This window comes from Methanogenium cariaci JCM 10550, from assembly GCF_001315945.1.
Classification (GTDB): domain Archaea; phylum Halobacteriota; class Methanomicrobia; order Methanomicrobiales; family Methanomicrobiaceae; genus Methanogenium; species Methanogenium cariaci.
The window spans coordinates 22,030-43,723 of sequence record NZ_BBBG01000017.1 but is presented as its reverse complement, the minus strand read 5'-3'; the positions used below and the strand labels follow the sequence as shown (position 1 = coordinate 43,723).

The window sequence follows — 21,694 nt, the reverse complement described above, 5'->3', positions numbered from 1 at the left end:
ATCTCATCAAGGACGGCACCATCCGGGGGGGTATCGTGGGCCTGGTGTCCTGCACCACCCTGCGAGACACCGGACAGGATGTGCACTCGGTCACAGTCGCAGAAGAACTCATCAAGCGGAACCTGCTCGTCCTCTCGATGGGCTGTGGCAATGCCGCGATGCAGGTCGCGGGACTCTGTTCACCGGAGGCGGCGGCAAAGGCAGGTGACGGACTCCGGGCGGTGTGCGAGTCGCTCTCCATCCCGCCGGTCCTCTCATACGGGACCTGCACCGACACCGGTAGATGTGCGGATCTGGTCGCGGCCGTCTCTGCAGCCCTCGGCGGGGTGCCGGTGCCCGACCTGCCCGTCGCCGTTGCGGCACCGGAGTACATGGAACAGAAGGCCACCATCGATGCCATCTTTGCACTGGCATTCGGCCTGTACACCTACGTCAACCCGATTCCCACGGTCACCGGCGGCCCGAACCTCGTGAAACTGCTGACGGAAGACCTGAAGGGGGGGTGACGGGAGGCCTGCTCAGTGTCGAGCCGGATGCAGCGAAGGCAGCAGACGGGATTCTCGCACACATTGAGGAGAACCGGACAAAACTGGGGGGGATATGAGACACACAAATCTCTCTCAATAACTCAATCTATCTCTCTTTTTCCAGGTCAGGTGACAGAAGCATTATGCCTCCTGCCCCCCGCCAGACAGGAACCGATGGAGATCATGGTCATCGGCACCGAATCCCTCGGCGTGAGGGGGGGCCTTTCCTGCATGGTTACCGTCGGCAGCAGACAGGGGGGGTTGATGAGTATCGGGATATGACGCATAAAATGAAGATTTACGCAATTAAATGATAAAATAAAGATAATAGATCCATGTCCCAAATTTAACATTCAAAATGTGGACACATAAAGAAAACACCATAATAGTCTAATGACATTCAACTATTATCATGAATGATAGGCCCTATTATTCTGTCAGATCAGGGAGGAATAATGGTAAACTGGATCTGACACTTGAGGAATTAAAGGATATGTTTTTTGCAACATATCAAGACTTTGAGCGTAAATACTATTTTCAGGAAGCATTTGGCTATGAATGCGTAGATGCAGGATTTGTCCCGGGGATTGCTGGGAATAATGTATCCGCCTATTTTTTTAGGAAATTAAGAAAAAGAAATATCTGGCCAATTAGAGATAATATCGATAACTATTCAGAAGAAGATCTTTTCGATCTGATTGAAATTCTATATGACTTAATTTCATTTCCAGATCCAGAGAAGGGATATTATCACGAGTGGAATGATTGTGGATGGCACTATCAGACTTTTATCAAAGAAAAAGGACAGAATGAATACAAAACAGAAATTAATTCTGTCATTGCCAATTACGAAAATGGGTACGAATTGTCCAGTGAAGGAGAAATCTTAGAAATCATAGAAACCGGATTTGAAGAACTCTTTGAAACGGAAACTCTGGTATTTGATCCAGAAAATATTGATGGACGCATCAGAATTGCAATACATAAATTCCGGAAATATCAATCAACAGAGCAGGATAAAAAAGAAGCTGTAAGAGAACTTGCCGATGTTCTTGAATACCTGAAGAGGGGGGGATTTGATATGAGATTGCTTTCTAAAGATGAAAATGATTTATTCAATATCGCCAATAATTATGCAATTCGTCATCATACCCCTAACCAAAAAAACGGATATGACAAACCAATTTGGCTCAAATGGATATTTTATGCATATTTAGCGTCTATCAATTTGTTAATTGAATTAGAACACAAAAAAAGGGAAAGTGCAGATAGTAATTGAAACAGAATAACCACCATATATTAAATCTGTTTCAAATTCAACGAGATAATTATAAGAATTTAGGACTCTTGAAATTCTGGAAATACATTAAAAATGAATGAATCCGAATTAACTATTTTGAGTCTGCATCCGCATAAACATAATTCCCGTCACCATTATCTGCAAACCCCCCCTGTTTTTTCCAGAAATTTCGTGCAGTTGGCCGCACCCGGTCTGCGGTAATGTCTGAATAAACTTCTTTTAGCTTTTCAACCACAAAACTTCCGTAACCTGCCCCCCTGAAACTCAGGAAATATATTTATTGAGTATATGGTGATGCTGTCCCCGTCAATCAGGCACCGTGCCTTTCCAACCCTGTTGTTCTGAAAAGAGATGTTTACCCAGTCATACTCTGAACGCTGATTCTGACGTGAAACAAACTCTATGCATATATTATCTAAGATAATATCCCCCCCTCTACCCAAAACCGATAATGGCCCTGATTATATCCGAAATAATAATCCGTCGGGCGTTATCTTCAATTGTCCTGATATGTCCCATGTTATCTGCCACCATGTTCTGGACATTTATCCATACTATTAAAAAAACACATCGCATAAATGCCAGTAAATATAACATATTCCATACACTGGATAGAAAGCATTAATTATAAATTTTTAACATTCCGGGTGAAATATGGATGAAATCACACATAATCAGAAATATTGAAGAATCAAAGGGCGAGCATGACAGTCTCATTCTGAACATTGACCTGCTGCCAATGACGAGACCACAGATCTCCGGGAGCGGGCCCTTCTCCGGGAGTTCGACGGCCACACGGGGGGGGAGACGAAACGGCTGAAGGTCTTCCGGATTGAGGCGATCCGGGCCGGGTTTAAGAAGGCGTGGCAGGAGAAGGATTATCGGATTATTATTGCTGTGGCAAAAAGGATCCCGCCGAAGGTGCTGGAGGAAGACCCGAAACTGTTGATGTGCTATGATCAGGCTGTTACACGGGTGGGGGGGGAGTGAAATCCCCCAAGCGATTCAAATGATTATATTGAATAAATGATTAAAGATCTTCAAGAATGTGATCAATTGACCGAACAGGAAATTGAACCTCCGGAAGGCAACATCGCCGTGACAAATGTGGCCGAATATCTTGATGCCATTAAAGACCTGACAATATCTGAATATGGAAAATTTGCGTTCAGAGGACAAGGTGACGTTTCACATCCAATTCGTTCGACAGCTGCAAGGAGACTTGGCTTTACTCAATCGCAAAGTGACAGTTTTAAGAAATTTATTGATTACAACTGTGATTTGATTTCCAATGCAAAACTTAAGGGTTATGATAAGAAAGGAAACATAACTCTGGAAGAACTTGAACTTATGGCAGAACTCCAACATCATGGTGCTGCAACTGCATTAATCGATTTCACGTATTCTTCTTTGGTTGCGCTATATTTTGCATCTGTAAACGATCCAGGTAAAGACGGAGTCGTATACGTCATTAATACTCATGATTTTGACAAATTCCAAAAAATTGATAGTGATAATTCAGGATGGAAATTTGAGAAATATCTGGAAGAAAAGAAGGATCATCTCTGGGTATGGGAACCTTCTGATTTGAATAACCGAATACCAAAACAGCATTCGCTATTCATTTTTGGAGAACCTGATATTAACAACAAATCGATAAAAAGTGTTAGAATTAATGCAGATTATAAATCCCAAATATTATTCGAATTGCAGGATTTTCATGATATCGGTGGTCTAACTCTCTTTAATGACATGGTGGGATTTGCATCAGAAAATTGCTGTGAAAAACCATACTATTCCAAAGAATATCTGAAACACATGAATAAAGCAAAATCAATGTGGGTCATTGGTGATTGCGACAAAGGTGATATACTTGAACACGTTGAGGAAGCCTTGAAAATAAACCCCCCCATTTCCTACGAGGCCCTCATATTTTGTGCCAATATTAAACATCAATTAAAAGATTACCTCGGTGTAATTGAGATCTGTAATCGGATTCTTGATAATAATTCAGATAATGCAATAGCTCTTTTTTTACGTGCGAATTCATATTATGAAATGGGCCAATTAGAATGTGCAAAAAGGGATATAAGACGTTCATTTGAAATAAGACAGGATAACCCACACGCTGCGCTGCTGTTCTTGAAATTGAATTAAGATTGATTTCTTCCATATTTCCAAACACTAAATATCAGAATATTTTGTCGTTTTCGCCTTTACAAATGAAGAACACTTGATCATTCGCCCTGCAACTCACCACACTTCAGGAGAGTGAGTTTTCCACCACCCTCGCCCGTCTGAAAAAAGACATATATGCATGCACCCATCAGATGAATACATCATATAATTCAGGGGGGATAACCGCAAAATCCCTGCACCGGCATCACCCGACCTACCACTTCCTTTTTAACCTCATACCGTGCCATGCCCTGATGCACATCTTCCTGCAGGATGTGGATGATGCGGATGAAACCGGAGATGTTTACAATGTTACAACCACTTTGCATAAAAAAACAGCAAATATTGCAAAGACAAACAACGGGCAGAATTCCCATTCTCATGTAAAAGAGAGTACTATAGGAGATAGAAGTACAGAGAGTACAGGCACTTTGCGTACTTTACATGAGTAACAGAGCAATCCGTATGTGGTAGCAGGTAACTGTGGGTGTGTATATGATCCGGGCAACATTGCAAAGACTCTCGAAAAAATAGTAAATCTGGCCCTAATTTGCACTTAGGCCCCATATGGGCACTATAACTGTTTGCAAACAGGATTGCAAAGCCCTGCAAACCTTGTAAGAGTCCAACAAACAAAGGGAACAGGGGGGGCCACCCGTCACCCACCTGTATCTTTCAGGGAGGAAAACAGGAACTGAGATCCTTTCCTGATATCGGGAACTGCCGGTTCAGCAGCGAACCGTCGCCAAAACAAGAACCTCCACATCCGGGATGTATTACAGATCCGGTTGTCCCATGTATTGACCGATACCTTTGAGGGTTCTGGTGCACACACCCTTAAAAATTTTGGTTGAACCCACATCCGGATCCCTCTGGGGGGAGATAATGATTATAACCATAATGATTATAACTATAATCATTATGGTTTTCTATGGCAGGGAAAGGGAACTTCAACTCCTGCAGAAGTTATATGGTAAACTCCCCCCCGGCATGGTTGTTATCAACGGAAGAAGGCGGGTTGGCAAGACTTCACTCATCAGAGAATTTATCAAAGATAAAAATCGCTTTATTTTTTTGTTGACAACAATAAAACGATTGATATCCTTATTCAGGATTTTTATTATCAAATCACTGATACCCTCAGTCTTCCTGCCTACGTCAAAATTACCACACCGGAGGATCTGCTTGACTTTCTGTTTACCTGTCGTGAGGATCTTGTTGTTGTATTTGATGAATTCCAGAGATTTTATGACATATATCCCGCGTTTATTACGCAATTACAGAACAAATGGGATATGAGGGGAGACTTCTCCCGGCTGTTTATTATCGCCTCGGGATCGTCGGTGGGATGATGAATAAAATATTCCTTGAGGGTGGTGCACCACTCTTTAAACGAGCTGATACCATTCTGACCCTGAAGCCATTTTCACCGGACGAAATCTGGAATTACCTTGATAGTATTGGTGTAAGGGACAGGGAAGAGAAGCTGAAACTGTACCTTCTCTTTGGCGGGATGATCTATTATTACCGGCTTGCTGAAAAATTTGGATGCAATAGTTTTGATTCAGCCCTGAAAAATCTTGTTTTTGATGAATTCGGGCCCCCCTGAAAGATGAAGTAAAGGATGTACTTGTTGAGGAATTCGGCCGCCTCCACCCAACATATTACGAGATAATATCTGCACTTGCACGGGGGCAGGTCTACACAGAAAGAGATCGCAGACATGACCCATATTGCACCGGGATCTCTTACGGCATATCTCAACAATCTTATTCACCTCCTGGGAATTGTTGAGTACCGGATTCCTGCAACTGAGAAACCAGGACATTCCAAGAAAGGCAGATATGTGCTGAAAGACAATTTTTTCGGATTTTATGCATATTTCATCTATCCGAATATGAGCAGTTTCATAAGCGGCAAGGATACCAGCACCATTGAAAATCTCGTCCATAAAGAGTGGCAGTCCTATTCCGGCCATGTATTTGAAGATCTTGCCAGAAGTCTGCTTTTCGACCGCAGGTATTGGGAATATGAGATGACCGGAGGGTGGTGGAACAGACGCGGAGATGAAATTGATTTTATCGCCCTCGGCACATCAAAAGTCCCGGTTGCAATTGAAGTTAAAAGCAGGACTATGACAGCAGAGGATGCTCTTTTGGTTCTGAAGAAGCTTGAGAATAAGCTCAGCCTTATTCCGGGATTTTTTGATACTGCCTGTTTTGAAAAGAAAGTGTTTGATTCAGGAATTGACAGTTGTGGGGACAATAAACCCAAAATTTCCGGTGAAGAGAAAAACCGCAATATGATTACCGGAATTGTGGCTAAGGGTATGAATGACGCTGACCGGGCAGTTCTTGAGGATAAAGGGCACGTTTTTTATGATATTTTTGATTTGATCGAAGACAGTAAAATTATTGAGCTGTGAATGCCGGGATTTCACCCAAAAATAAAAAGATTATTACCCTGCAGCTACCGGAGAACTCAGACACCATATCCAGTGCCCGTCACAACGGGCAGAATCTTCATCACGCCCGCATCACATCCGCCCCGTCGATCGGGACGGACGGATTAATAACCACAATCTCCGGCGGTGTGCCGAACCGGAGATCCTGCTCGATCATGCTCGATGACCCGATGCCACGGGTGATGAAAGCAGGAGTCTCGCCCTGATTACAGAACCCCTGAATATCAACAATTCCCAGATCCTTAATCACTTCCAGACCCGGTGCGCTGAACTGTCCGCCGTGCAGATGACCCGAGAGAATCAAGTCCGCGTCCCAGTCCGCCCGGGCACCCGGTTCGTGAATCATATAGATGGTGAAGGCATCCGTCTCCGGGACTTCCGGGGGGGGATCCGCCCGGCCCGCCCATGCATCATCCACCCCGACAAGCATGAGCTCTGTCCCGTCAAGGTTCAGCAGTTCATACTCATTCTGCATCACCCGGACACCGGCGCCTTCAAGGGCCGCGGCAACATCTGCCCCGTATGCGAGATCAATCAGCGGGTCATCCTGCAGCATCGAGACATCATACCCATCTACTGAAAGATCAGCCTCCTGCATCGCCAGCATCTTTGCAGGCCCGTTCAGCCGTGGACGCCCGCCTTATAATCATGATTGCCGAGGACGGCATAGACCGGCGCATCAATCTCTGCCCAGACGTTCTGGTAACTGAGATCATCCTCGTCACTGGTCACAAAATCCCCCCCGATAAGGACCACCGAGGCATTGAGGGCATTGATCTCCTCCGCCACCGAACTCATAAACGCCAGATTCCCGCTCTTCAGGTGCGGGTCTGCGATAAAGACGATATCATTGGGTGCCCCCTCCATCTCAATGACGGTAATCTCGGCCGACTGGCTTCATAAACCATATACCCCCCCCATTCCCGTAAGGAGGACAAGACCAAACACCGTAGCGTAGATATGCGGTGTATATGTTTTGAGCCTGTCTTTCATGAAATCCATACATATTTATGGGAGCAGAATATAAAGCATTCGGTTTCGTACTCAAACATTGGTCCACCAACCATTATCAGGAACAGCATACTAATACCTGAATAATGAAGTGCCAGGTGTGTGGCAGTTCCTGCCTCAAAAAAGCAGCAGAAATTACCCGACAGCGTGAAGAACGCTTTTCTCCCTGTCCTTCATGCAGGTCCACCGTCCTTAATAAACAGTCACCCCCCCCGTCATACCGCAGCAGAGCGCCATGTTCCGCATGCGAAAAACGGCCACTTGACGAGGTGGTGGCGGACTGCTGGACCATCATGGCAGAGGAAGGAGACCTTGCCCCCCCACCGCCCCCCCCGTCATGGCCGCAGGTATCCCCCCCTCATCCATCCGGGGGGGGTGGCACTCACCGCACCGCCCCATCACGGTGAGGCATCCCTGGTATTTCTCTCCCGCCCGGTTACCCAAAATGCGGCAGACCGCATCGTAGCGAATGTCCCCGAGGTCAAAGGGGGGGTCGTGCACGACACCGGAAAGGTGCCCGGCATCGCTGAAACAGATCCTGAGCCGGAATACCACGTCAACACCCTGCTTGCCGGGTGCGACGTCAGGGCCAATATATTCGAGACCGAAGAGGCGCCGGTCACCGTCTTCATGCAGCAGTCCTGTGCCCACATCGAGTATCCCCGCGGGTTTGACCCGAAGCTCGTCGCCACCGCCACCGAAGTGATACAACATGAACCCTCCGTCTTCGTCGATGCCGCCTGCGGCGTGGGGGGGACGCTCGGCATCGTCGCAGCCCAGTATGACATCCCCCCCCGGGTCATCATGAACGATGCCTGGGGATATGCGGCATACTGGACGGCCGTCAACCTGAACATCAATCGCGACACCCTGGGTCTGGAGGGTGTGGAGATGCATATTGCCTACGCAGAGGTGCAGGAGTCACCTGTCCGGAAAGAACCCCGGAAGGTGGCCGATGCCTTCGGGGGGGATGGAAAACACTACGAGGTCTGGTGGGGGGGAGACCTGCACCAGCTCGCAGATGTGCTTCCAAAAAGCGTGGATCTCACGGTAATTGACCTCTTTGGCAAGGAAGACCGGGCTTTGATGGCAGATACCCTGCACCGGTGGAAGAGAGAAACAGGCGGCGAGGTTTTTATTCCATAAGGACAACATGATATGGGGACTAGCCCGGGTGGTTAGGCGTCACCTGTTGCCCGAAACCGCCGATACGCGGGGGGGGTGATAGTCCGGAGACGGCTTTGGCGATCTGTCTGAAGCTACCATTTCCTGACTGCGAAGCCTTGTCCCATGAGGTCAATGGCGGGGGGGATTTGGATATTCCGTAGGGAATATCCTACCCCTTGTCGCGGAGACCGGCCCAGGCCCGGAAGGGAGCAGGCTTACCGTGAACATTCGGCGCCCATGGGGGGGTGCGGGGGGGTGGAGGATGGAGTGGCAGAATACGGCAGACACGTATTGTCTACCCCGGATATGTCCCTTTTCTGGTGTTTTTAATGGGTAAAGTCACAATCATCGGAGCGACCGGCAATGTCGGCCGATACACTGCACTTGCAGTTTCATATATCCCGTATGTCAGCGAACTGCTGCTGTTCGGGCGGCCGGGCCGGGAAGAAGTGTTGCACGGGCTCGCCTATGATCTCCATGACTCGTTTGCCGCACGCGGCAACCAGGCGGACGTGAAATTTTCCTGCATCCCAAAGGATCTTGAGGGGGGGTCTGATATCGTCATCGTGACATCCGGTGTTCCGCGAAAGGAAGGTCAGGACAGAATTGACCTTGCCCACGAGAATGCACGGATGATATCCGAAGTCGCCGCCATGGTCGGGTGGTACGCACCCAACGCAATTTTATTCATCGTCTCCAACCCGGTCGACGTGATGACCGCGGTGGCCCTGAAATACTCGGGAATGAAACCAAACAAGGTCATCGGCCTCGGCACCCATCTGGACTCGATGCGCCTGAAATGGAATCTTGCCAAATACTTCGATGTGCATGTCAGCGAAGTCCATACTCGTATCATCGGCGAGCATGGTGAGTCCATGGTCCCGTTATGGTCGGCGACCACCGTCGGAGGGATCTCCATCCGGAACCTCCCCGAGTTTGAAGACTTCCCGAAAGACAAGATCATGTACAATGTCATGAACGCCGGGTCGGCCATCATCAGCCGCATCGGTGCGACCGTCTACGGGCCGGGTGACGCAATAGCAACCATTGTGCGCACCATTCTCGGTAATGAAAAACGGATACTCACCGTCTCCGCCTTCATCAGCAGCGAGATCCACAACATCGGTGATGTCTGCATCGGCATCCCCCCCGCCCGGCTGGATAAAAATGGTGCCACACCCCTTGCCATTACCATCAGTGAAACCGAAGTGGAGGGGGGGTTCCGGGAATCGGTGGAGAAGGTCCGGAGTGTCACCCAGGAAGTCATTGAACAGCTGGATGAGAGCTGCCACGGACGTTAAGTTATACCCATACCCTTTTTTCTGTAAGAACCCTGCTTTCCATTTCTGATGCAGGCTGATTTCCACGATCAGAGTACACCGCATGCCCTTTTTTATCCGGGTATTCCCCGGTAACGATGACGCATAATGGCAGATCGCACAGATCCGGATTTTAGATCCAAAATGAGTTAATTATCATAAATTGGATATTTGATCGATATCATTGGACACATATGTCCAACAATCTGCACACAAATGGATAAACATAATATCCGGGGCAGAGGAAATCTACATATGAACTCTGAGAGGATCGAGGAGATCACCGTCCTGTCCGGAAAGAACCGGGCAGGGGGGGAACCGGAAAACTTTGATGAAATCATCATCCGTCCCGGTGACACACTATCCATCGTCGGCCCGACCGGTTCGGGCAAGAGTGCGTTCATAACGGACATTGAAATATTTGCCCGGAATGACACCGCGACGGGTAGGACCATACTGGTAAATGGTGCCCATCCCCCCCCGGAGGACTACATACGCGACCCTGCAAAAAACCGGTGGCACTGATTACTCAGAATACCAAATGCCTTGCAGACCTGAAGGTGTCTGAATTCCTGGCAATGCACATCCGATCCCGTGGGATTGTCAAGCCCGGACTCATCGAAACGACCATCGACCTCGCAAACGAGTTCACCGGCGAGAAGATCCACCCCCCCGACAGAAAGATGACCGCACTCTCCGGGGGGGACAGACCCGTTCGCTCATGGTCGCGGATGCAATCACCATCAGCGATACCCCGTTAATCCTGCTGGACGAGGTGGAAAATGCAGGAATTTTCAAAGACCGGGTGATTGAAACCCTCAAAGAATACAATAAAGCGCTTATTTTTGTCACCCATGATCCCATGGTATCCCTGATGTCCGACCGGAGGATTGTCATGAAAAACGGCGGGGTCAGTGACGTGCTTGAACCGAACGGAAGGGAAGAGGAAGCGCTGCTCAGGGTCATCGAACTGGACCGGGCCCTGTGCCGGATGCGGGAACAGATTCGTGCAGGAGAGATGATCTGCAGTCAGGGATCCCCATGAAACTGCTCGTCATTGCAGGACCGCCGTCCTGCGGGAAGACCGCAGTGGTAAAGCAGATCATCAAAAATATCGGCACACTCTGGCAGATCGCCTACCTGAAGATTGATGTCACCCGGGCGTTTGAGGATGAGGAGCTGAGACAGGAGTTTGGCATCCCGACAAAAAAGTATACTCAGGTGATCTCTGCCCGGATCATGCAAGCGTCATGGTGATGAAGGATGCCATCGAATGGGCCGAAGAAGAACAGGCCGACATCCTGATCGTCGAGAGTGCCGGACTCTGTCTCCGGTGTTCTCCCTACACCACCCAGTCGCTGGGCATAGTCGTGACCAGTGCGGTGAACGGCATCAACACGCCCCCCCTGAAGATGGCGCCGATGATCGCCCTTGCCGACATGGCCGTCGTGACCCGCATCGACCTCGTATCACAGGCGGAAAAAGAGGTCTTCCGTGAGCGGATCAAGGAGGTGAACGCGGATATCGACATCATCGAGACTAATGCCGTGCAGGGGACCGGTATGCGCTACCTGCTCCGTGCGATTGACGAGTGCCCCGACATACACGACCCGGATACGATCACGCTCAGGGGTGCCCCCCGCCCCTTGGCGTCTGCACGATCTGCATCGGCAAGACCGAGATCGGGTGGCAGAACCATTTCGGGGGGGTGATCCGAAAACTGGACGGGGGGGCGGATTACCTCTATCGGGGGGACTAACAATATGAGCTGGACACCTCCGGGGAAAGACTGCGGGGGCATGTGGGGCGGCGTCATGCGCAGCGTTTCTTGAACAGATAAAAAAAGGCACAAAATCCCATGGGGGGGACTGCCCGTTCTACCAGCGTGTGCTCCCGGACTGCGTCATGCCTCCGAGGCGGTCTACTCCGGTTTCGACATTCACAAAGAGCCGTATGATTTCATCCTTGAACCCCCCCTGCCGGGCGAGATCTCCGCACGCAAGATCATCCACCCGTTCCGGCCGGACCTCGTTGAGAAATGGGATATCAGAGCGGGGGGGACATCGTGGTTGGCAGACCGATGGGTGCGGGCTGCCCGGTCCAGCATGTGCTCAGAGTGATCGACGCATCCCCCCCCGTCAGCGGGGTCATCACCACTCATGTGGTCGGCCCGCAGTTCTCGCGTGGACAGGCATACAAAGATATCGAAGCCTACCACATAACCGGGTTTGAAGGTATGGCAAGGACGGTAAACCATGCACCGGTCTTCGGCAAAAGACAGAAGTTTTTGCCGGGGGGGTTCTGTATGATGTATCTCGGACATACGGGAGTCGTCAATATGATTTTGAACAAGTCATCCGGGACACAGATCAGGGTGGAGGACATACGCCTTTGACATCCATTGCAGAACGTCCGGAAGACCAAAAGCAGGAACGGGGGGGTCAGCGCCCCGCCAGCGCTGCAACAAAAGATACCGAACGTAAATTCTCACTGGTGATGAATATGACCGAAAAATATGTGCTCAGATGCCCGAACTGCGGGACCATTATCCCCCCCGACCACTATACCAATGTCTGCCCAAAGGGCTGCACCGGCCTGATCAGGCTGAATACCGGAAAAAATGCTTGACATTCGAACCCCCCTGCCGGGAATATTCCGGTTCTCCGACTGGCTGCCGGTGGAAGGATACCTGCCCTCCGATGCGGGCCCGGTCACCTACCAGAGCGAAGCACTGGCACGGGAACTGGGGGGGCTCTCACATCTTTTTATCGGTTTTTCCGGCTACTGGCCGGAACGAGGTGCACAGACTGATTCCTGCTCGTTCAAGGAACTGGAGGCACTCCCGACCACCGTCCGGATGAAAGAGAAAGGCAACGGCATTCTTCAGATATCATCAGCCGGAAACACCGGCAGGGCGTTTTGTCAGGTATCAGCGATCACTGGTGCCCCCCCGGTGGTCGTGGTCGTGCCGGAATCTGCGGTGGACCGGCTCTGGACAACCACACCCACCGAAAACGTCTGTCTGATCACCGTGGACGGAGACTATACCGATTCAATCGCATTCGGAAACGCGGTCTGTGGCATACCCGGCATCGTCGCGGAGGGCGGTGCACGGAATGTCGCCCGCAGGGACGGCATGGGAACGGTGATGCTGGACGGCACGGTTACGGCAGGAGAACTGCCGGATCATTATTTCCAGGCGGTGGGCAGCGGGACCGGAGGCATTGCGGCATGGGAGGCGGCGATGCGGTTGAAGGGCGACGGACGGTTCGGGACAAACCTGCCACGCCTGCACCTTGCACAGAACGAACCCTTTGTGCCGATGACCCACGCCTGGCAAAACAACAGACGTGAGATCATTCCGGAAACGGATATGCCGGATGCCCGTCATGCTGTCAGTCAGGTCTATGCCGATGTGCTGACCAACCGGGAACCTCCCTACGCCGTCAGAGGAGGTGTCTACGACGCACTCATCGCAACGAACGGCACGATGGACGCTATCACCAACACCGAAGCAACGGAGGCGGAAAAGCGATTTGTCGACGCAGAGGAGATAGACCTTGACCCGGCGGCATCGGTATGTGTGGCATCGCTCATCAAAGCGGTGGAGACGGGTGCGGTCGGAAGGGATGACTCCATCCTGCTCAACATCACCGGCGGCGGATACCGACGCGTGGCAGAGGATAAAACCCGGTTCCCGGTGGAACCCCCCCTGTTCGGGGGGGTGAAGAAAGGTGCCACGGTTGATGCAGTCAGACGCGATATCGAAGGCTGGGTGAAGAGCTATGCCTGAAGAGCGGGTGCGTACGATCCTCTCGGAAGAGGGTATCGACTTGACGGTCATTCTCCCGTGTGACAGAACAAAGGAACTCTGTTCCCTTCTGGAGACGTATTCGCAGACGATCACCGTCATGCGGGAGGAGGACGCGGTCGGTCTGTGTGCGGGCCTCTGTCTCGCCGGAAAAAAACCGGTGGTGCATATTCAGAGCTCGGGTCTGGGAAACATGTTCAACGCAATGATGTCCCTGACCGTGCTCTACCACCTGCCGCTCCCCCCCATCCTTGCAAGCTGGAGAGGGGTCTACGAGGAAAAGATCCCGGCACAGGTGCCGTTCAACATACACATTCCCGGTCTGCTCGATGTGCTGGGCATTCCCTACACCATCATATCCGACATCTCTGAACTGGAACAGATCCGGGATGTTATCAGGGATGCGTATATCCATTCACGCCCGCATGTGGCGTTAATCATCCCGAAAGTCTGGGAGTGCAGCCGCTGCTCGGTGAAAGGAACCATATTCCCCCCCGCCCGGCAGCGGGACGTGGCACTCAGTTACACCCGCAGACTCCCGGAACCGGTGATGAAACGGGCAGACGCGATCAAAGCCGTTGCAGAGGTGCTGGATGATGAACTGATCGTCTCAAACATCGGTGTGCCGGGAAAGGAGCTCTACGCCGCATCCGACCGGGACGAGAATTTCTACATGCTCGGAAGCTATACGCAGGCATCCCCCCCCATCGGATTTGGCATCAGCCAGGGAACCGAACGCGATGTCGTTGTGCTTGACGGCGACGGGAGCCTGCTGGGAACCGCGATTCTGCCGGTAATCGCCGCAGAAAAACCCCCCCAAAACCTGACCATCATCTGCCTTGACAACGGGGGGGCGTTCGGGAGCACCGGCAACCAGATGACGCATGCCTGGAGCGGCGTTGACATGGAGTTGTATGCACGCGCAGCAGGCATCACCCACACCTGCAAGGTGCACACCGCAGACGAACTGAAATGTGCATGGCAAAACAGGAAAACAGGCCCGTGCTTTATTCATGTCCTCCTAAAACCGGGAAATTCGGACGCAAAGAATATCCCGCTCTCACCGATTGAGATCAAAGAGCGCTTTGTGGGCTCATTCGATCGGGTCTGAGCGCATCACCGGGAGCAGAAATTCAAGCAGAATCCCCCCCGGAAACCCATTTTTAATACTGATGAGAGATACCTCCCGGAAAATAAGCAAAGAAGAGTCTCTGCCCTCTGATGCACCGGGATTGCTGTGCACTTCTGTCAGGCACATCACCATATATAGTGATTGGATAACGTGGGCACATGTGCAAGACGGTGTTCACCTGCTGAAGACGGGACGCCATCGATTTTGCATGTAAAATGAGGTAGGTTATGAAAATAAAAAAACTCTGCATAGTGTTGCTGGCTGCCGCACTCTGTTTGGTAGCACCAGCCATTGCTATGTCGTCACCCACGGTAGAATGGGACATGCTTCCCACCGATATGATCGTTTGGATCGACGAGATATATTCGCCGGGAGGAATGGGCACGTACTTTGACGTATCTGTCTTTGAAAATACAAATGGGGGGGCAGATTCCTCTTCTGCTCGTGAAAAACACGGGGGGGCCGACTATCCCGGCTGGTGCGTCGATACCGGGAGCAGTTCAATCAGGGGGGGTACTGCGTATATGGCCTGTCTTTCTTCAACCCTTGGGAAAGGTGATGACTGGAACAGGATCAACTGGATCCTGAACAACAAGGGAAGTGCCACCTATGTTGAAATCGAGGTCGCAGTCCTGAAGATACTGGGCCAGGGGGGGAAACCTGCACTGTTTACCACCGCCGATTGGAATAACCTTGTTTCCCAGGGATTAATCGCTGCTGCAGACCCTGCGTATTCGCCGGGACCAGGTGATATCGGCGCAGTCCTGATTGAACCTGTCGGTTGGCAGGACAGAAGATTATCATCGAGGTTCCGATACCCCGGGACCCACCCGTTCCGGAATTCCCCACACTGATGGTTCCGGTCTTCCTTGTCGGTAGTCTGCTGGTTGCAGCCGGTGTTCTGAAGAAGGAGTGAGACCGCTCCCATTTCATTTATTTTCCAATGGGGGGAATTCACGGTATTTTCTGATTGTGTTTCGTGTTGAAGGGGTCTGCGATATTTCATACGCTGACAGGAAAGAATAACCCCCCCGTTGTATCCTCCGCCGATGGAATGCAGGGATTATGCCGTCCATTCGGATTCTCAGTGCATCATTTTCATCATGACACCCACGTGTTTCAGCTTGTACGTCAACAAGTCCATCAGTTCCTCAAGATCCCTGCATGCCCCCGATCTCTCCTGCATTCACCACCAGATTCATGGACGAACCCGATTTCTTAAATACAGCCGGAAGAGGGACGCCAACAGCGGGATATTTTTTTGCCATCTCGTCCCGGTGCAGGAATTCAACCCTGAAGTCAAGCTCTTTCAAAAAGGTATTCCATTCCTTCTTCATCCCCGTGCTCCCATAGGTCAGTGCACACAAGGGACAGTCATACGTAGACGGTGAAACAGCCTTATGGACATAATCCTTTAATTCACTGAAGACACCGCTGTCCGCATTGTAAACAAATACCAGAATATCTTTTTCATGCCCGGTTTCTTCCATACCATAAAATCTCATAAAAAGCATATAAACTGATCCTGAAAAACGACCCCGAGGACATATGCCAGACAGCCTGCCAGCATCGCCGGGCGGGCATAGGTGATCCATCTCCCGGCATTATCTGGACCGGCATTTTTTGAGAGGGAGAAAATCATTACGGCAAAGGTTGCAACCGGAATGATGATCAGAAATAGAAAGATATAATTTCGGTATAATCCTGCATCAATGTCCCAAAAGAATGGCAACGGATCAAGAATAATGATGCAGCCGAAGATTGCCGAGGTAATGAGTGCACAACATTTTTCTGATGTGATAACCGGGAGGGTGTTAACGTGTGACAGAACATCCTCTTCCCTATCCCTGATATCACACAGTATCTCAATACCAAATCCAGCAAGAAAACTGAGTACGACAAAATAGAATAAAATCGGCGGCACATCCCCCCCGAATGTATCAGGGCACCATATAGCAACGGAAAGGTAAATCCAAAGCCGACGATGATGTCCTTGAGAAGAGGCACCCTCTTCAGCAGGGAATTATACAAAAGAAACAGCAGACTGCATGCAAGGGCAAACAAAAATGCCGGTGCCCCCCCGAAATACAGAGATAGCAACAGACCGGTTGTAATGGATGAAACGGCAGTTATTTTCAGAATTTTTGCATCCGTGGGTAAGTGGCGTTCTTCTTCCTGCATGCAACCAGCACGATCATCTGACGAATTTCCCAGATATATGCCGTAGATGATGAGAAACAGGGACAAAAACATCAGCAGGTAACGTCCGATATCTGAAAAGAGATCTCCATAAAAAATTCCCACAATGAATATGAGGTGGACAGGAGAACCGAGTCCGGCACTCGTGCAATCAAAATATGTGCATAAACAGATGTTTCTCCCATAATGATACCGGTATGAATCGGGTATGGACGGAGTATACACATTAATCTTACGAAGAACACAGGCAGAAAGCCCACAACTAAAATGATGGGGGGGAGGGTAGCAGTGTGCAGATGTTTCAAAAGATCGGTACGATCACGACGATCATCCGGGACTAATTCTCTGATAATAAGATCCGAAACTGGCCCGTTAACGAGGCAAAGATAAAATTATTGGCGAATAGTTATCGTTTTAGAAGCATAACAGAGGGCGATGGATGATGTGGGTGAATATAGTTCACTGAAAATTGAAAATATTGTTGCTTCCGGAAGTGTTGCAGAAGCTATTGATATTGAATATCTTTCAGGCGTACTGGATGGCTGTGATTTAAATAAAGCAAAATTTCCGGGTGCCATTTATCATATGAAAAACCCTGATATTGCACTCCTGCTGTTCTCATCAGGGAAAATCGTCATGACGGGAATATCAGACAATGAAGAATTTCAGGAAGGCCTTGCTACCATTGTCCGTCAGCTAAACGAGCTGGGTATAAAGACGATTGAATCCCCCTGATGTGGTTATTTCAAATATGGTCTGTTCCTATGATAGTGGAAATTTTATTAACCTCAATAAAGTGGTTATCACGTTAAGTCATGAGAGTGTTGAATATGAACCCGAACAGTTTCCGGGTCTGGTCTACCGGATGTATGATCCAAAAGTCGTGGCGTTGCTCTTTTCATCCGGGAAATTAATTCTCACGGGGGCAAAGAATCTGGATGACGTGAAACTCTCCATTGATTATCTGAAAAATAAATTAAAACAAATACAATAACCTGTTTTTTCAATGGTGATGGTGTCAGGGCAAGAGTGACGAGAACCCTTGCAGGAGCTGGTTTTCATGATCAGAGGAGAAAAATGTTCCTTTCACCCTGCTGACCACCACCTGTTTTTCTGTGTCTGGAAAACCTCCATATATCACCGTACCGACCGGCCCCTGATCACGCGGCGGGGGGGTTCATCCATGGATTCGCCGGGAAGGAGGGCGTACTTCGCGTTCAGTCTCCCCCCCAGTACCTGAAGGGAGTAGTAGCGGAAGAACGTGACGAAGGGCACCTGGATCAGCAGGGCTACCGGGATGATGATCGCAAGGAAGAGGATGAGCAGGAGGAGGAGCGTGACATTCATCACCTTGAAGACCGTCGCGAGCACGACCCCGATGATCACGAAGGGTATGGCGATGACGAGGAGGGCGAGCAGGAGGGCGAGCAGGAGGAGGATGGCTGCAGCAATCCCAAGCACAATTTTCGCGACACGTAGACGAGCGCCTGCTTCCACTCGGGTGCGAGGATGGCAATGACCTGCCGCCACGCCGCGATCACGCCGCAGTCATCCCGGATCATAACGGGGACAACGAAGTCGGTAGTGAAGAGCGCAATGAGCGCCAGCGGGATGATAAGCAGCAGTATCAGGAGGACGAACGTCAGCACGCTGCCGATAGCCATTGCATTACCGGGCGATGTCCCGCCCATCACCGGCAGGAAGAAGATGAGAGCCAGGACGGCGATGATGAGGAGGAAGATCAGGGTGATACTGATATTGAAGAGCAGCAGGCGAACACCCTTACCGCTGCGTTCTTTAAATGTCCGGGTAAGCAGTATCCGGCCACTGCTGAGGCAGTCAACAAAGACGAACTGGAGGACAGATCCAATGAACATCCATATGAGCGCCAGCAGCAGGACCACACCAGCGATGAACAGGATGAGACCGAGACCGTCCATCCCAAGGTCGGAGAGACTGCCCGGAGGGAGGTCAGCATCGGAGAAGTCACCATAGGAGCCGCTGGGGGGGAGGTTGAACCCTCCCCCCCGCCGATGAAGAGAGCGATGAGGGCAATACGGAGCCAGACACCCCCCCACTGAAACGGCCAGAGGAGTTTTTTGGTTCGGTCGATCACACCGGAGATCTCGCTGACCGCATAGTAATCATCCAACATGTACATAGGATGCGACAGCTTCCGGGATAACCCTTTTCCGGGGGGGTAACAAAAGAGAAATCCGCACTCCGGAAATGATGGCCCGCAGTGCTGGCGACTCCCTTCCTCGCCATTTCCTCAATGGGATACTGTGGATAATTGGAGAGTGTCGGAGTCAACAATCATGTCGCTGACGGACAGAAAGACCGTTGCTGTTCTCACCATCAGAAACGCCCAGCATACAAATATCCCTTATCTTCATCATTCCGATATGTTCACGGACAGCTCATGAAACTCCCAGGAAACTGCACAATAAGTGCCCGGTCATGATCATCGACTTACCTAAAACATGTAGACGATTGTATCAGAAAAATTAATGGTCGCTTTTTATAATAGTAACATCATGAGTGTTCCAGTCCGCCCCCCTCTCGATCCCGCGTCCCTGCTCTCACACTCCTGACAATCGCACTCGTTGCCGTGGTGTGCGGGGGGGCTGGCGTATCAGCCGAAGGAGCCTCATCAACTCCCATCTCACCGGATGCCGACTGCTCCGCCAACATTCTGCCGGTCAGATTCATTCCCAATGCCGGACAGTTTGAGCAACCGGTCGCCTTCGCGGTGCTTCGTGGACGCACCACGCTCACTTTTATACCGGACTCACTGGTGGTGCTCACGGATGCCGGGGGGAAAAAAACGCCGGGAATGCTGTGATCGTGCAGACATGGGAGGGGGGGGCAGATCCCCCACCCGGTGATTGAGGGAATTGGCCCGCAGGAGAATTCGGCCAGCTTCTTTTCCGGGTCTGACCCCCTCCTGCTGGTACACGAACCTCACCACATATACCGGCATTGTCTATCACAACCTGTATCCCGGTATTGACTGCATCTACCGGGATACAGACGGCCACATGAAGCGGGAATTTGTCGTGGCCCCCGGTGCCAACCCTTCAGCAATCGGAATTCACTATGAAGGAGCGACAGGAATTTCTGTCGATACAGACGGGACACTCATCATTACGACACCCACCGGTATCCAGACGAATCCGCACCGGTCGGCTTCCAGATGATTGACGAAAGAGAGGTGACGGTGCCTGTCTGCTACCGACTTTGGGACGGCAATGACGTCGGGTTTGTAGTCGGCCGCTATGACCCGACCGTCCCGCTCACAATCGACCCCCAGCTTCTCTACTCCACCTACCTTGGCGGGCTGGACAATGAAGACGGGAACCGTATTACCCTCGACCCGGCCGGCAACATCTATGTCACCGGCACCACCAGTTCGCCGGACTTCCCCGTTACACCGGACGCAGAGTCTCCGGATTACTCAGAGAGCGCTACCGGTTCATCACAGATGTTTGTGACAAAACTCGATGCCACCACACACCAAATCGTCTATTCAACGTATCTGGGTGGGGGGGTGCCGGGGGGGGTACAATCCATGCATCGCGGTGGACAGCAGGGGGGGCAGCGCATTTCTCACTGGCAAGACCAGTTCCGCGGATTTTCCGACCACAGACGGAGCCTACGCAAAAACAGGCAGCGGGGGGGATCAGGATCTCTTTGTCACCAGAATCGATCCGTCAGGCTCCTCGCTTCTGTATTCAACCGTAATCGGTGGGTCAATCGGTGATGGGGGGTGCTGCCATCGCGGTAGACGAACAAGGAAATGCCTCTGTGCAGGCACGACGTATTCACCGGACTTTCCCACAACAACGGGTGCATACCAGCAGAACCCGCAGGGGGGGTCGGGTGATGCGTTCGTTTTGAAACTACACCCGAAAGGAACTGACCTGATCTATGCCACCCGTCTCGGCGGGACAGGACACGATGAAGCGACCGGTATTATCCTCGAACCGGACGGTGCCGTCATCGTCACCGGAACCACGGGTTCACATGACTTCCCGGCAACGGTTGGCAGCTGCTGCCCGCACACCGGAGGGGGAACGGATGTGTTCGCGGCAAAAATAAGCCCGTCCGGATCAGATCTCCTCTTCGCAACGTATATCGGCGGCTCCGGTGACGACGAGGCAACGGGATGCGCCCGGTGTCCCGACGGCAGCATTGCAATCGCCGGGAACACCCGTTCATCTGATTTCCCGGCAACTGACGCTGCCTTTCAGCAGACGAACAACGGCACCACCAATGGATTTGTCACACACCTGAACGCCACCGGAACAGGGATTGTGGCGGCAACGCTCCTGGGCGGAACGGGATCGGACGGGATCAGAGGCATCGCCGTTGATGCGGACGGGGGGGACTGCTACGTGACCGGGGGGGTCACCGGTTCACCGGACTTCCCGACCACCGACGGCGCCTATCAGCAGACATTCATGAAGGATTCAAGTGCGTTCGTGGCACGTCTGAACGCCCCCCCTGACAACACTTTCCTACGCAACATTCCTGGGAGAGGAGAGCTATTCAACGGGAACTGACATCGCTGCCGCCGGAAACAA

General features: G+C 51.0%; 25 protein-coding genes, 1 other RNA gene and 4 pseudogenes. 23 read left to right on the top strand and 7 right to left on the bottom strand.

Going from position 1 to position 21,694, the window contains the following annotated elements:
* Positions 1-35 precede the first annotated feature (35 nt).
* The 7 genes from JCM10550_RS25190 (at position 36) to JCM10550_RS12545 (ending at position 6,430) form a co-directional block, all read left to right on the top strand.
* Positions 36-506 carry a hypothetical protein gene (locus JCM10550_RS25190; protein ID WP_281175389.1) on the top strand — a complete coding sequence of 157 codons (471 nt, stop codon included), beginning with the start codon at positions 36-38 and terminating at the stop codon, positions 504-506.
* Positions 507-656: 150 nt separating this feature from the next.
* The gene (locus JCM10550_RS19030; protein WP_157200258.1) at positions 657-809 is read left to right on the top strand and encodes a hypothetical protein; all 153 of its coding nucleotides are present in this window, start codon (positions 657-659) and stop codon (positions 807-809) included.
* Positions 810-939: 130 nt separating this feature from the next.
* Complete coding sequence (locus JCM10550_RS12575; RefSeq protein WP_062399611.1) at positions 940-1,806, top strand: hypothetical protein; 867 nt, start codon at positions 940-942, stop codon at positions 1,804-1,806.
* A gap of 679 nt (positions 1,807-2,485) precedes the next feature.
* Positions 2,486-2,647: a hypothetical protein gene (locus JCM10550_RS19025; protein ID WP_157200257.1), complete on the top strand. Its 162-nt coding sequence runs from the start codon at positions 2,486-2,488 to the stop codon at positions 2,645-2,647.
* A 206-nt stretch (positions 2,648-2,853) separates the two neighbouring features.
* Positions 2,854-3,984 carry an FRG domain-containing protein gene (locus JCM10550_RS12565; RefSeq protein WP_062399607.1) on the top strand — a complete coding sequence of 377 codons (1,131 nt, stop codon included), beginning with the start codon at positions 2,854-2,856 and terminating at the stop codon, positions 3,982-3,984.
* Positions 3,985-5,353: 1,369 nt separating this feature from the next.
* Positions 5,354-5,614: a hypothetical protein gene (locus JCM10550_RS12550; protein WP_157200256.1), complete on the top strand. Its 261-nt coding sequence runs from the start codon at positions 5,354-5,356 to the stop codon at positions 5,612-5,614.
* A 288-nt stretch (positions 5,615-5,902) separates the two neighbouring features.
* Positions 5,903-6,430 carry a DUF234 domain-containing protein gene (locus JCM10550_RS12545; protein ID WP_245619182.1) on the top strand — a complete coding sequence of 176 codons (528 nt, stop codon included), beginning with the start codon at positions 5,903-5,905 and terminating at the stop codon, positions 6,428-6,430.
* A 100-nt stretch (positions 6,431-6,530) separates the two neighbouring features.
* Here JCM10550_RS12545 and JCM10550_RS12540 read toward each other — a convergent pair whose 3' ends face one another.
* A complete protein-coding gene (locus JCM10550_RS12540; protein ID WP_172673897.1) occupies positions 6,531-7,067 on the bottom strand; it encodes a hypothetical protein in 537 nt (178 codons plus the stop codon).
* A gap of 23 nt (positions 7,068-7,090) precedes the next feature.
* A complete protein-coding gene (locus JCM10550_RS12535; protein ID WP_062399595.1) occupies positions 7,091-7,336 on the bottom strand; it encodes a metallophosphoesterase in 246 nt (81 codons plus the stop codon).
* A 230-nt stretch (positions 7,337-7,566) separates the two neighbouring features.
* On the opposite strand from JCM10550_RS12535, the gene JCM10550_RS12530 reads away from it, so the two are divergent.
* The 6 genes and pseudogenes from JCM10550_RS12530 to JCM10550_RS12505 all read left to right on the top strand — a co-directional run bounded on the left by JCM10550_RS12530 (position 7,567) and on the right by JCM10550_RS12505 (position 11,725).
* The gene (locus JCM10550_RS12530; RefSeq protein WP_062399593.1) at positions 7,567-7,887 is read left to right on the top strand and encodes a hypothetical protein; all 321 of its coding nucleotides are present in this window, start codon (positions 7,567-7,569) and stop codon (positions 7,885-7,887) included.
* The gene (locus JCM10550_RS12525) at positions 7,856-8,626 is read left to right on the top strand and encodes a hypothetical protein (protein WP_062399591.1); all 771 of its coding nucleotides are present in this window, start codon (positions 7,856-7,858) and stop codon (positions 8,624-8,626) included. Before JCM10550_RS12530 ends, JCM10550_RS12525 begins: the two co-directional genes overlap by 32 nt.
* Positions 8,627-8,638: 12 nt before the next feature.
* An RNA gene (ffs, locus tag JCM10550_RS12520) (signal recognition particle sRNA) lies at positions 8,639-8,963 on the top strand.
* Between the two features lie 13 nt (positions 8,964-8,976).
* On the top strand, positions 8,977-9,948 hold the full coding sequence (locus tag JCM10550_RS12515) for a malate dehydrogenase (RefSeq protein WP_062399589.1): 972 nt from the start codon (positions 8,977-8,979) through the stop codon (positions 9,946-9,948).
* 273 nt (positions 9,949-10,221) lie between these two features.
* Positions 10,222-11,011: pseudogene (locus JCM10550_RS12510) on the top strand (ATP-binding cassette domain-containing protein).
* Positions 11,008-11,725, top strand: a pseudogene (locus tag JCM10550_RS12505) (GTP-binding protein). Before JCM10550_RS12510 ends, JCM10550_RS12505 begins: the two co-directional pseudogenes overlap by 4 nt.
* A 118-nt stretch (positions 11,726-11,843) precedes the next feature.
* Here the strand turns inward: JCM10550_RS12505 and JCM10550_RS25185 are convergent.
* Entirely contained in the window at positions 11,844-11,978 is a 135-nt protein-coding gene (locus tag JCM10550_RS25185) for a hypothetical protein (RefSeq protein WP_281175388.1), read from the bottom strand.
* Between the two features lie 26 nt (positions 11,979-12,004).
* Here JCM10550_RS25185 and JCM10550_RS23285 point away from each other — a divergent pair, with 26 nt between their 5' ends.
* The 4 genes and pseudogenes from JCM10550_RS23285 to JCM10550_RS12485 all read left to right on the top strand — a co-directional run bounded on the left by JCM10550_RS23285 (position 12,005) and on the right by JCM10550_RS12485 (position 15,763).
* Positions 12,005-12,361, top strand: coding sequence for a hypothetical protein (locus JCM10550_RS23285; RefSeq protein WP_245619173.1), 357 nt, complete (start codon positions 12,005-12,007; stop codon positions 12,359-12,361).
* Positions 12,362-12,468: 107 nt separating this feature from the next.
* Positions 12,469-13,759: pseudogene (locus tag JCM10550_RS12495) on the top strand (cysteate synthase).
* Positions 13,752-14,888 (top strand): sulfopyruvate decarboxylase subunit alpha, encoded by a 1,137-nt coding sequence (comD, locus tag JCM10550_RS12490; protein WP_062399587.1) that lies wholly within the window; start codon positions 13,752-13,754, stop codon positions 14,886-14,888. The pseudogene JCM10550_RS12495 and the gene comD overlap by 8 nt, the downstream one beginning before the upstream one ends.
* A 248-nt stretch (positions 14,889-15,136) precedes the next feature.
* Complete coding sequence (locus JCM10550_RS12485) at positions 15,137-15,763, top strand: hypothetical protein (RefSeq protein WP_157200255.1); 627 nt, start codon at positions 15,137-15,139, stop codon at positions 15,761-15,763.
* A gap of 297 nt (positions 15,764-16,060) precedes the next feature.
* Here JCM10550_RS12485 and JCM10550_RS12480 read toward each other — a convergent pair whose 3' ends face one another.
* Positions 16,061-16,399: a hypothetical protein gene (locus tag JCM10550_RS12480; protein ID WP_157200254.1), complete on the bottom strand. Its 339-nt coding sequence runs from the start codon at positions 16,397-16,399 to the stop codon at positions 16,061-16,063.
* A gap of 11 nt (positions 16,400-16,410) precedes the next feature.
* A complete protein-coding gene (locus tag JCM10550_RS12475; RefSeq protein WP_062399581.1) occupies positions 16,411-16,833 on the bottom strand; it encodes a hypothetical protein in 423 nt (140 codons plus the stop codon).
* A 710-nt stretch (positions 16,834-17,543) separates the two neighbouring features.
* Here JCM10550_RS12475 and JCM10550_RS12465 point away from each other — a divergent pair.
* Positions 17,544-18,102: pseudogene (locus JCM10550_RS12465) on the top strand (TATA-box-binding protein).
* 143 nt (positions 18,103-18,245) lie between these two features.
* Here JCM10550_RS12465 and JCM10550_RS12460 read toward each other — a convergent pair.
* Positions 18,246-18,569 (bottom strand): hypothetical protein, encoded by a 324-nt coding sequence (locus JCM10550_RS12460; RefSeq protein ID WP_157200253.1) that lies wholly within the window; start codon positions 18,567-18,569, stop codon positions 18,246-18,248.
* Positions 18,491-19,186: a hypothetical protein gene (locus JCM10550_RS12455; protein WP_062399575.1), complete on the bottom strand. Its 696-nt coding sequence runs from the start codon at positions 19,184-19,186 to the stop codon at positions 18,491-18,493. The genes JCM10550_RS12460 and JCM10550_RS12455 overlap by 79 nt, the downstream gene beginning before the upstream one ends.
* 536 nt (positions 19,187-19,722) lie before the next feature.
* Between JCM10550_RS12455 and JCM10550_RS20740 the strand changes: the two genes are divergently transcribed.
* Genes JCM10550_RS20740 through JCM10550_RS12435 form a run of 5 tightly spaced genes read left to right on the top strand, consistent with a single transcriptional unit; the run spans position 19,723 to position 21,673 of the window.
* Positions 19,723-19,953, top strand: coding sequence for a hypothetical protein (locus JCM10550_RS20740; protein WP_062399574.1), 231 nt, complete (start codon positions 19,723-19,725; stop codon positions 19,951-19,953).
* Positions 19,954-19,996: 43 nt separating this feature from the next.
* Positions 19,997-20,308, top strand: coding sequence for a hypothetical protein (locus JCM10550_RS12445; protein WP_157200252.1), 312 nt, complete (start codon positions 19,997-19,999; stop codon positions 20,306-20,308).
* Positions 20,305-20,871 carry an SBBP repeat-containing protein gene (locus tag JCM10550_RS12440; protein ID WP_062399572.1) on the top strand — a complete coding sequence of 189 codons (567 nt, stop codon included), beginning with the start codon at positions 20,305-20,307 and terminating at the stop codon, positions 20,869-20,871. Before JCM10550_RS12445 ends, JCM10550_RS12440 begins: the two co-directional genes overlap by 4 nt.
* Positions 20,868-21,008: a hypothetical protein gene (locus tag JCM10550_RS19015; RefSeq protein ID WP_157200251.1), complete on the top strand. Its 141-nt coding sequence runs from the start codon at positions 20,868-20,870 to the stop codon at positions 21,006-21,008. The genes JCM10550_RS12440 and JCM10550_RS19015 overlap by 4 nt, the downstream gene beginning before the upstream one ends.
* On the top strand, positions 21,005-21,673 hold the full coding sequence (locus JCM10550_RS12435) for a hypothetical protein (RefSeq protein WP_062399571.1): 669 nt from the start codon (positions 21,005-21,007) through the stop codon (positions 21,671-21,673). Before JCM10550_RS19015 ends, JCM10550_RS12435 begins: the two co-directional genes overlap by 4 nt.
* Positions 21,674-21,694: the final 21 nt, after the last annotated feature.

Bases quoted from the DNA above. Each gene is read 5' to 3' on its own strand.
- JCM10550_RS12575 (WP_062399611.1), top strand. From the start codon at position 940: ATGAATGATAGGCCCTATTATTCTGTCAGATCAGGGAGGAATAATGGT.
- JCM10550_RS19025 (WP_157200257.1), top strand. From the start codon at position 2,486: ATGAAATCACACATAATCAGAAATATTGAAGAATCAAAGGGCGAGCAT.
- JCM10550_RS12565 (WP_062399607.1), top strand. From the start codon at position 2,854: ATGATTAAAGATCTTCAAGAATGTGATCAATTGACCGAACAGGAAATT.
- JCM10550_RS12550 (WP_157200256.1), top strand. From the start codon at position 5,354: ATGATGAATAAAATATTCCTTGAGGGTGGTGCACCACTCTTTAAACGA.
- JCM10550_RS12545 (WP_245619182.1), top strand. From the start codon at position 5,903: ATGAGCAGTTTCATAAGCGGCAAGGATACCAGCACCATTGAAAATCTC.
- JCM10550_RS12540 (WP_172673897.1), bottom strand. From the start codon at position 7,067: ATGCAGGAGGCTGATCTTTCAGTAGATGGGTATGATGTCTCGATGCTG.
- JCM10550_RS12535 (WP_062399595.1), bottom strand. From the start codon at position 7,336: ATGGAGGGGGCACCCAATGATATCGTCTTTATCGCAGACCCGCACCTG.
- JCM10550_RS12530 (WP_062399593.1), top strand. From the start codon at position 7,567: ATGAAGTGCCAGGTGTGTGGCAGTTCCTGCCTCAAAAAAGCAGCAGAA.
- JCM10550_RS12515 (WP_062399589.1), top strand. From the start codon at position 8,977: ATGGGTAAAGTCACAATCATCGGAGCGACCGGCAATGTCGGCCGATAC.
- JCM10550_RS23285 (WP_245619173.1), top strand. From the start codon at position 12,005: ATGGGATATCAGAGCGGGGGGGACATCGTGGTTGGCAGACCGATGGGT.
- comD (WP_062399587.1), top strand. From the start codon at position 13,752: ATGCCTGAAGAGCGGGTGCGTACGATCCTCTCGGAAGAGGGTATCGAC.
- JCM10550_RS12485 (WP_157200255.1), top strand. From the start codon at position 15,137: ATGAAAATAAAAAAACTCTGCATAGTGTTGCTGGCTGCCGCACTCTGT.
- JCM10550_RS12480 (WP_157200254.1), bottom strand. From the start codon at position 16,399: ATGGAAGAAACCGGGCATGAAAAAGATATTCTGGTATTTGTTTACAAT.
- JCM10550_RS12440 (WP_062399572.1), top strand. From the start codon at position 20,305: ATGATTGACGAAAGAGAGGTGACGGTGCCTGTCTGCTACCGACTTTGG.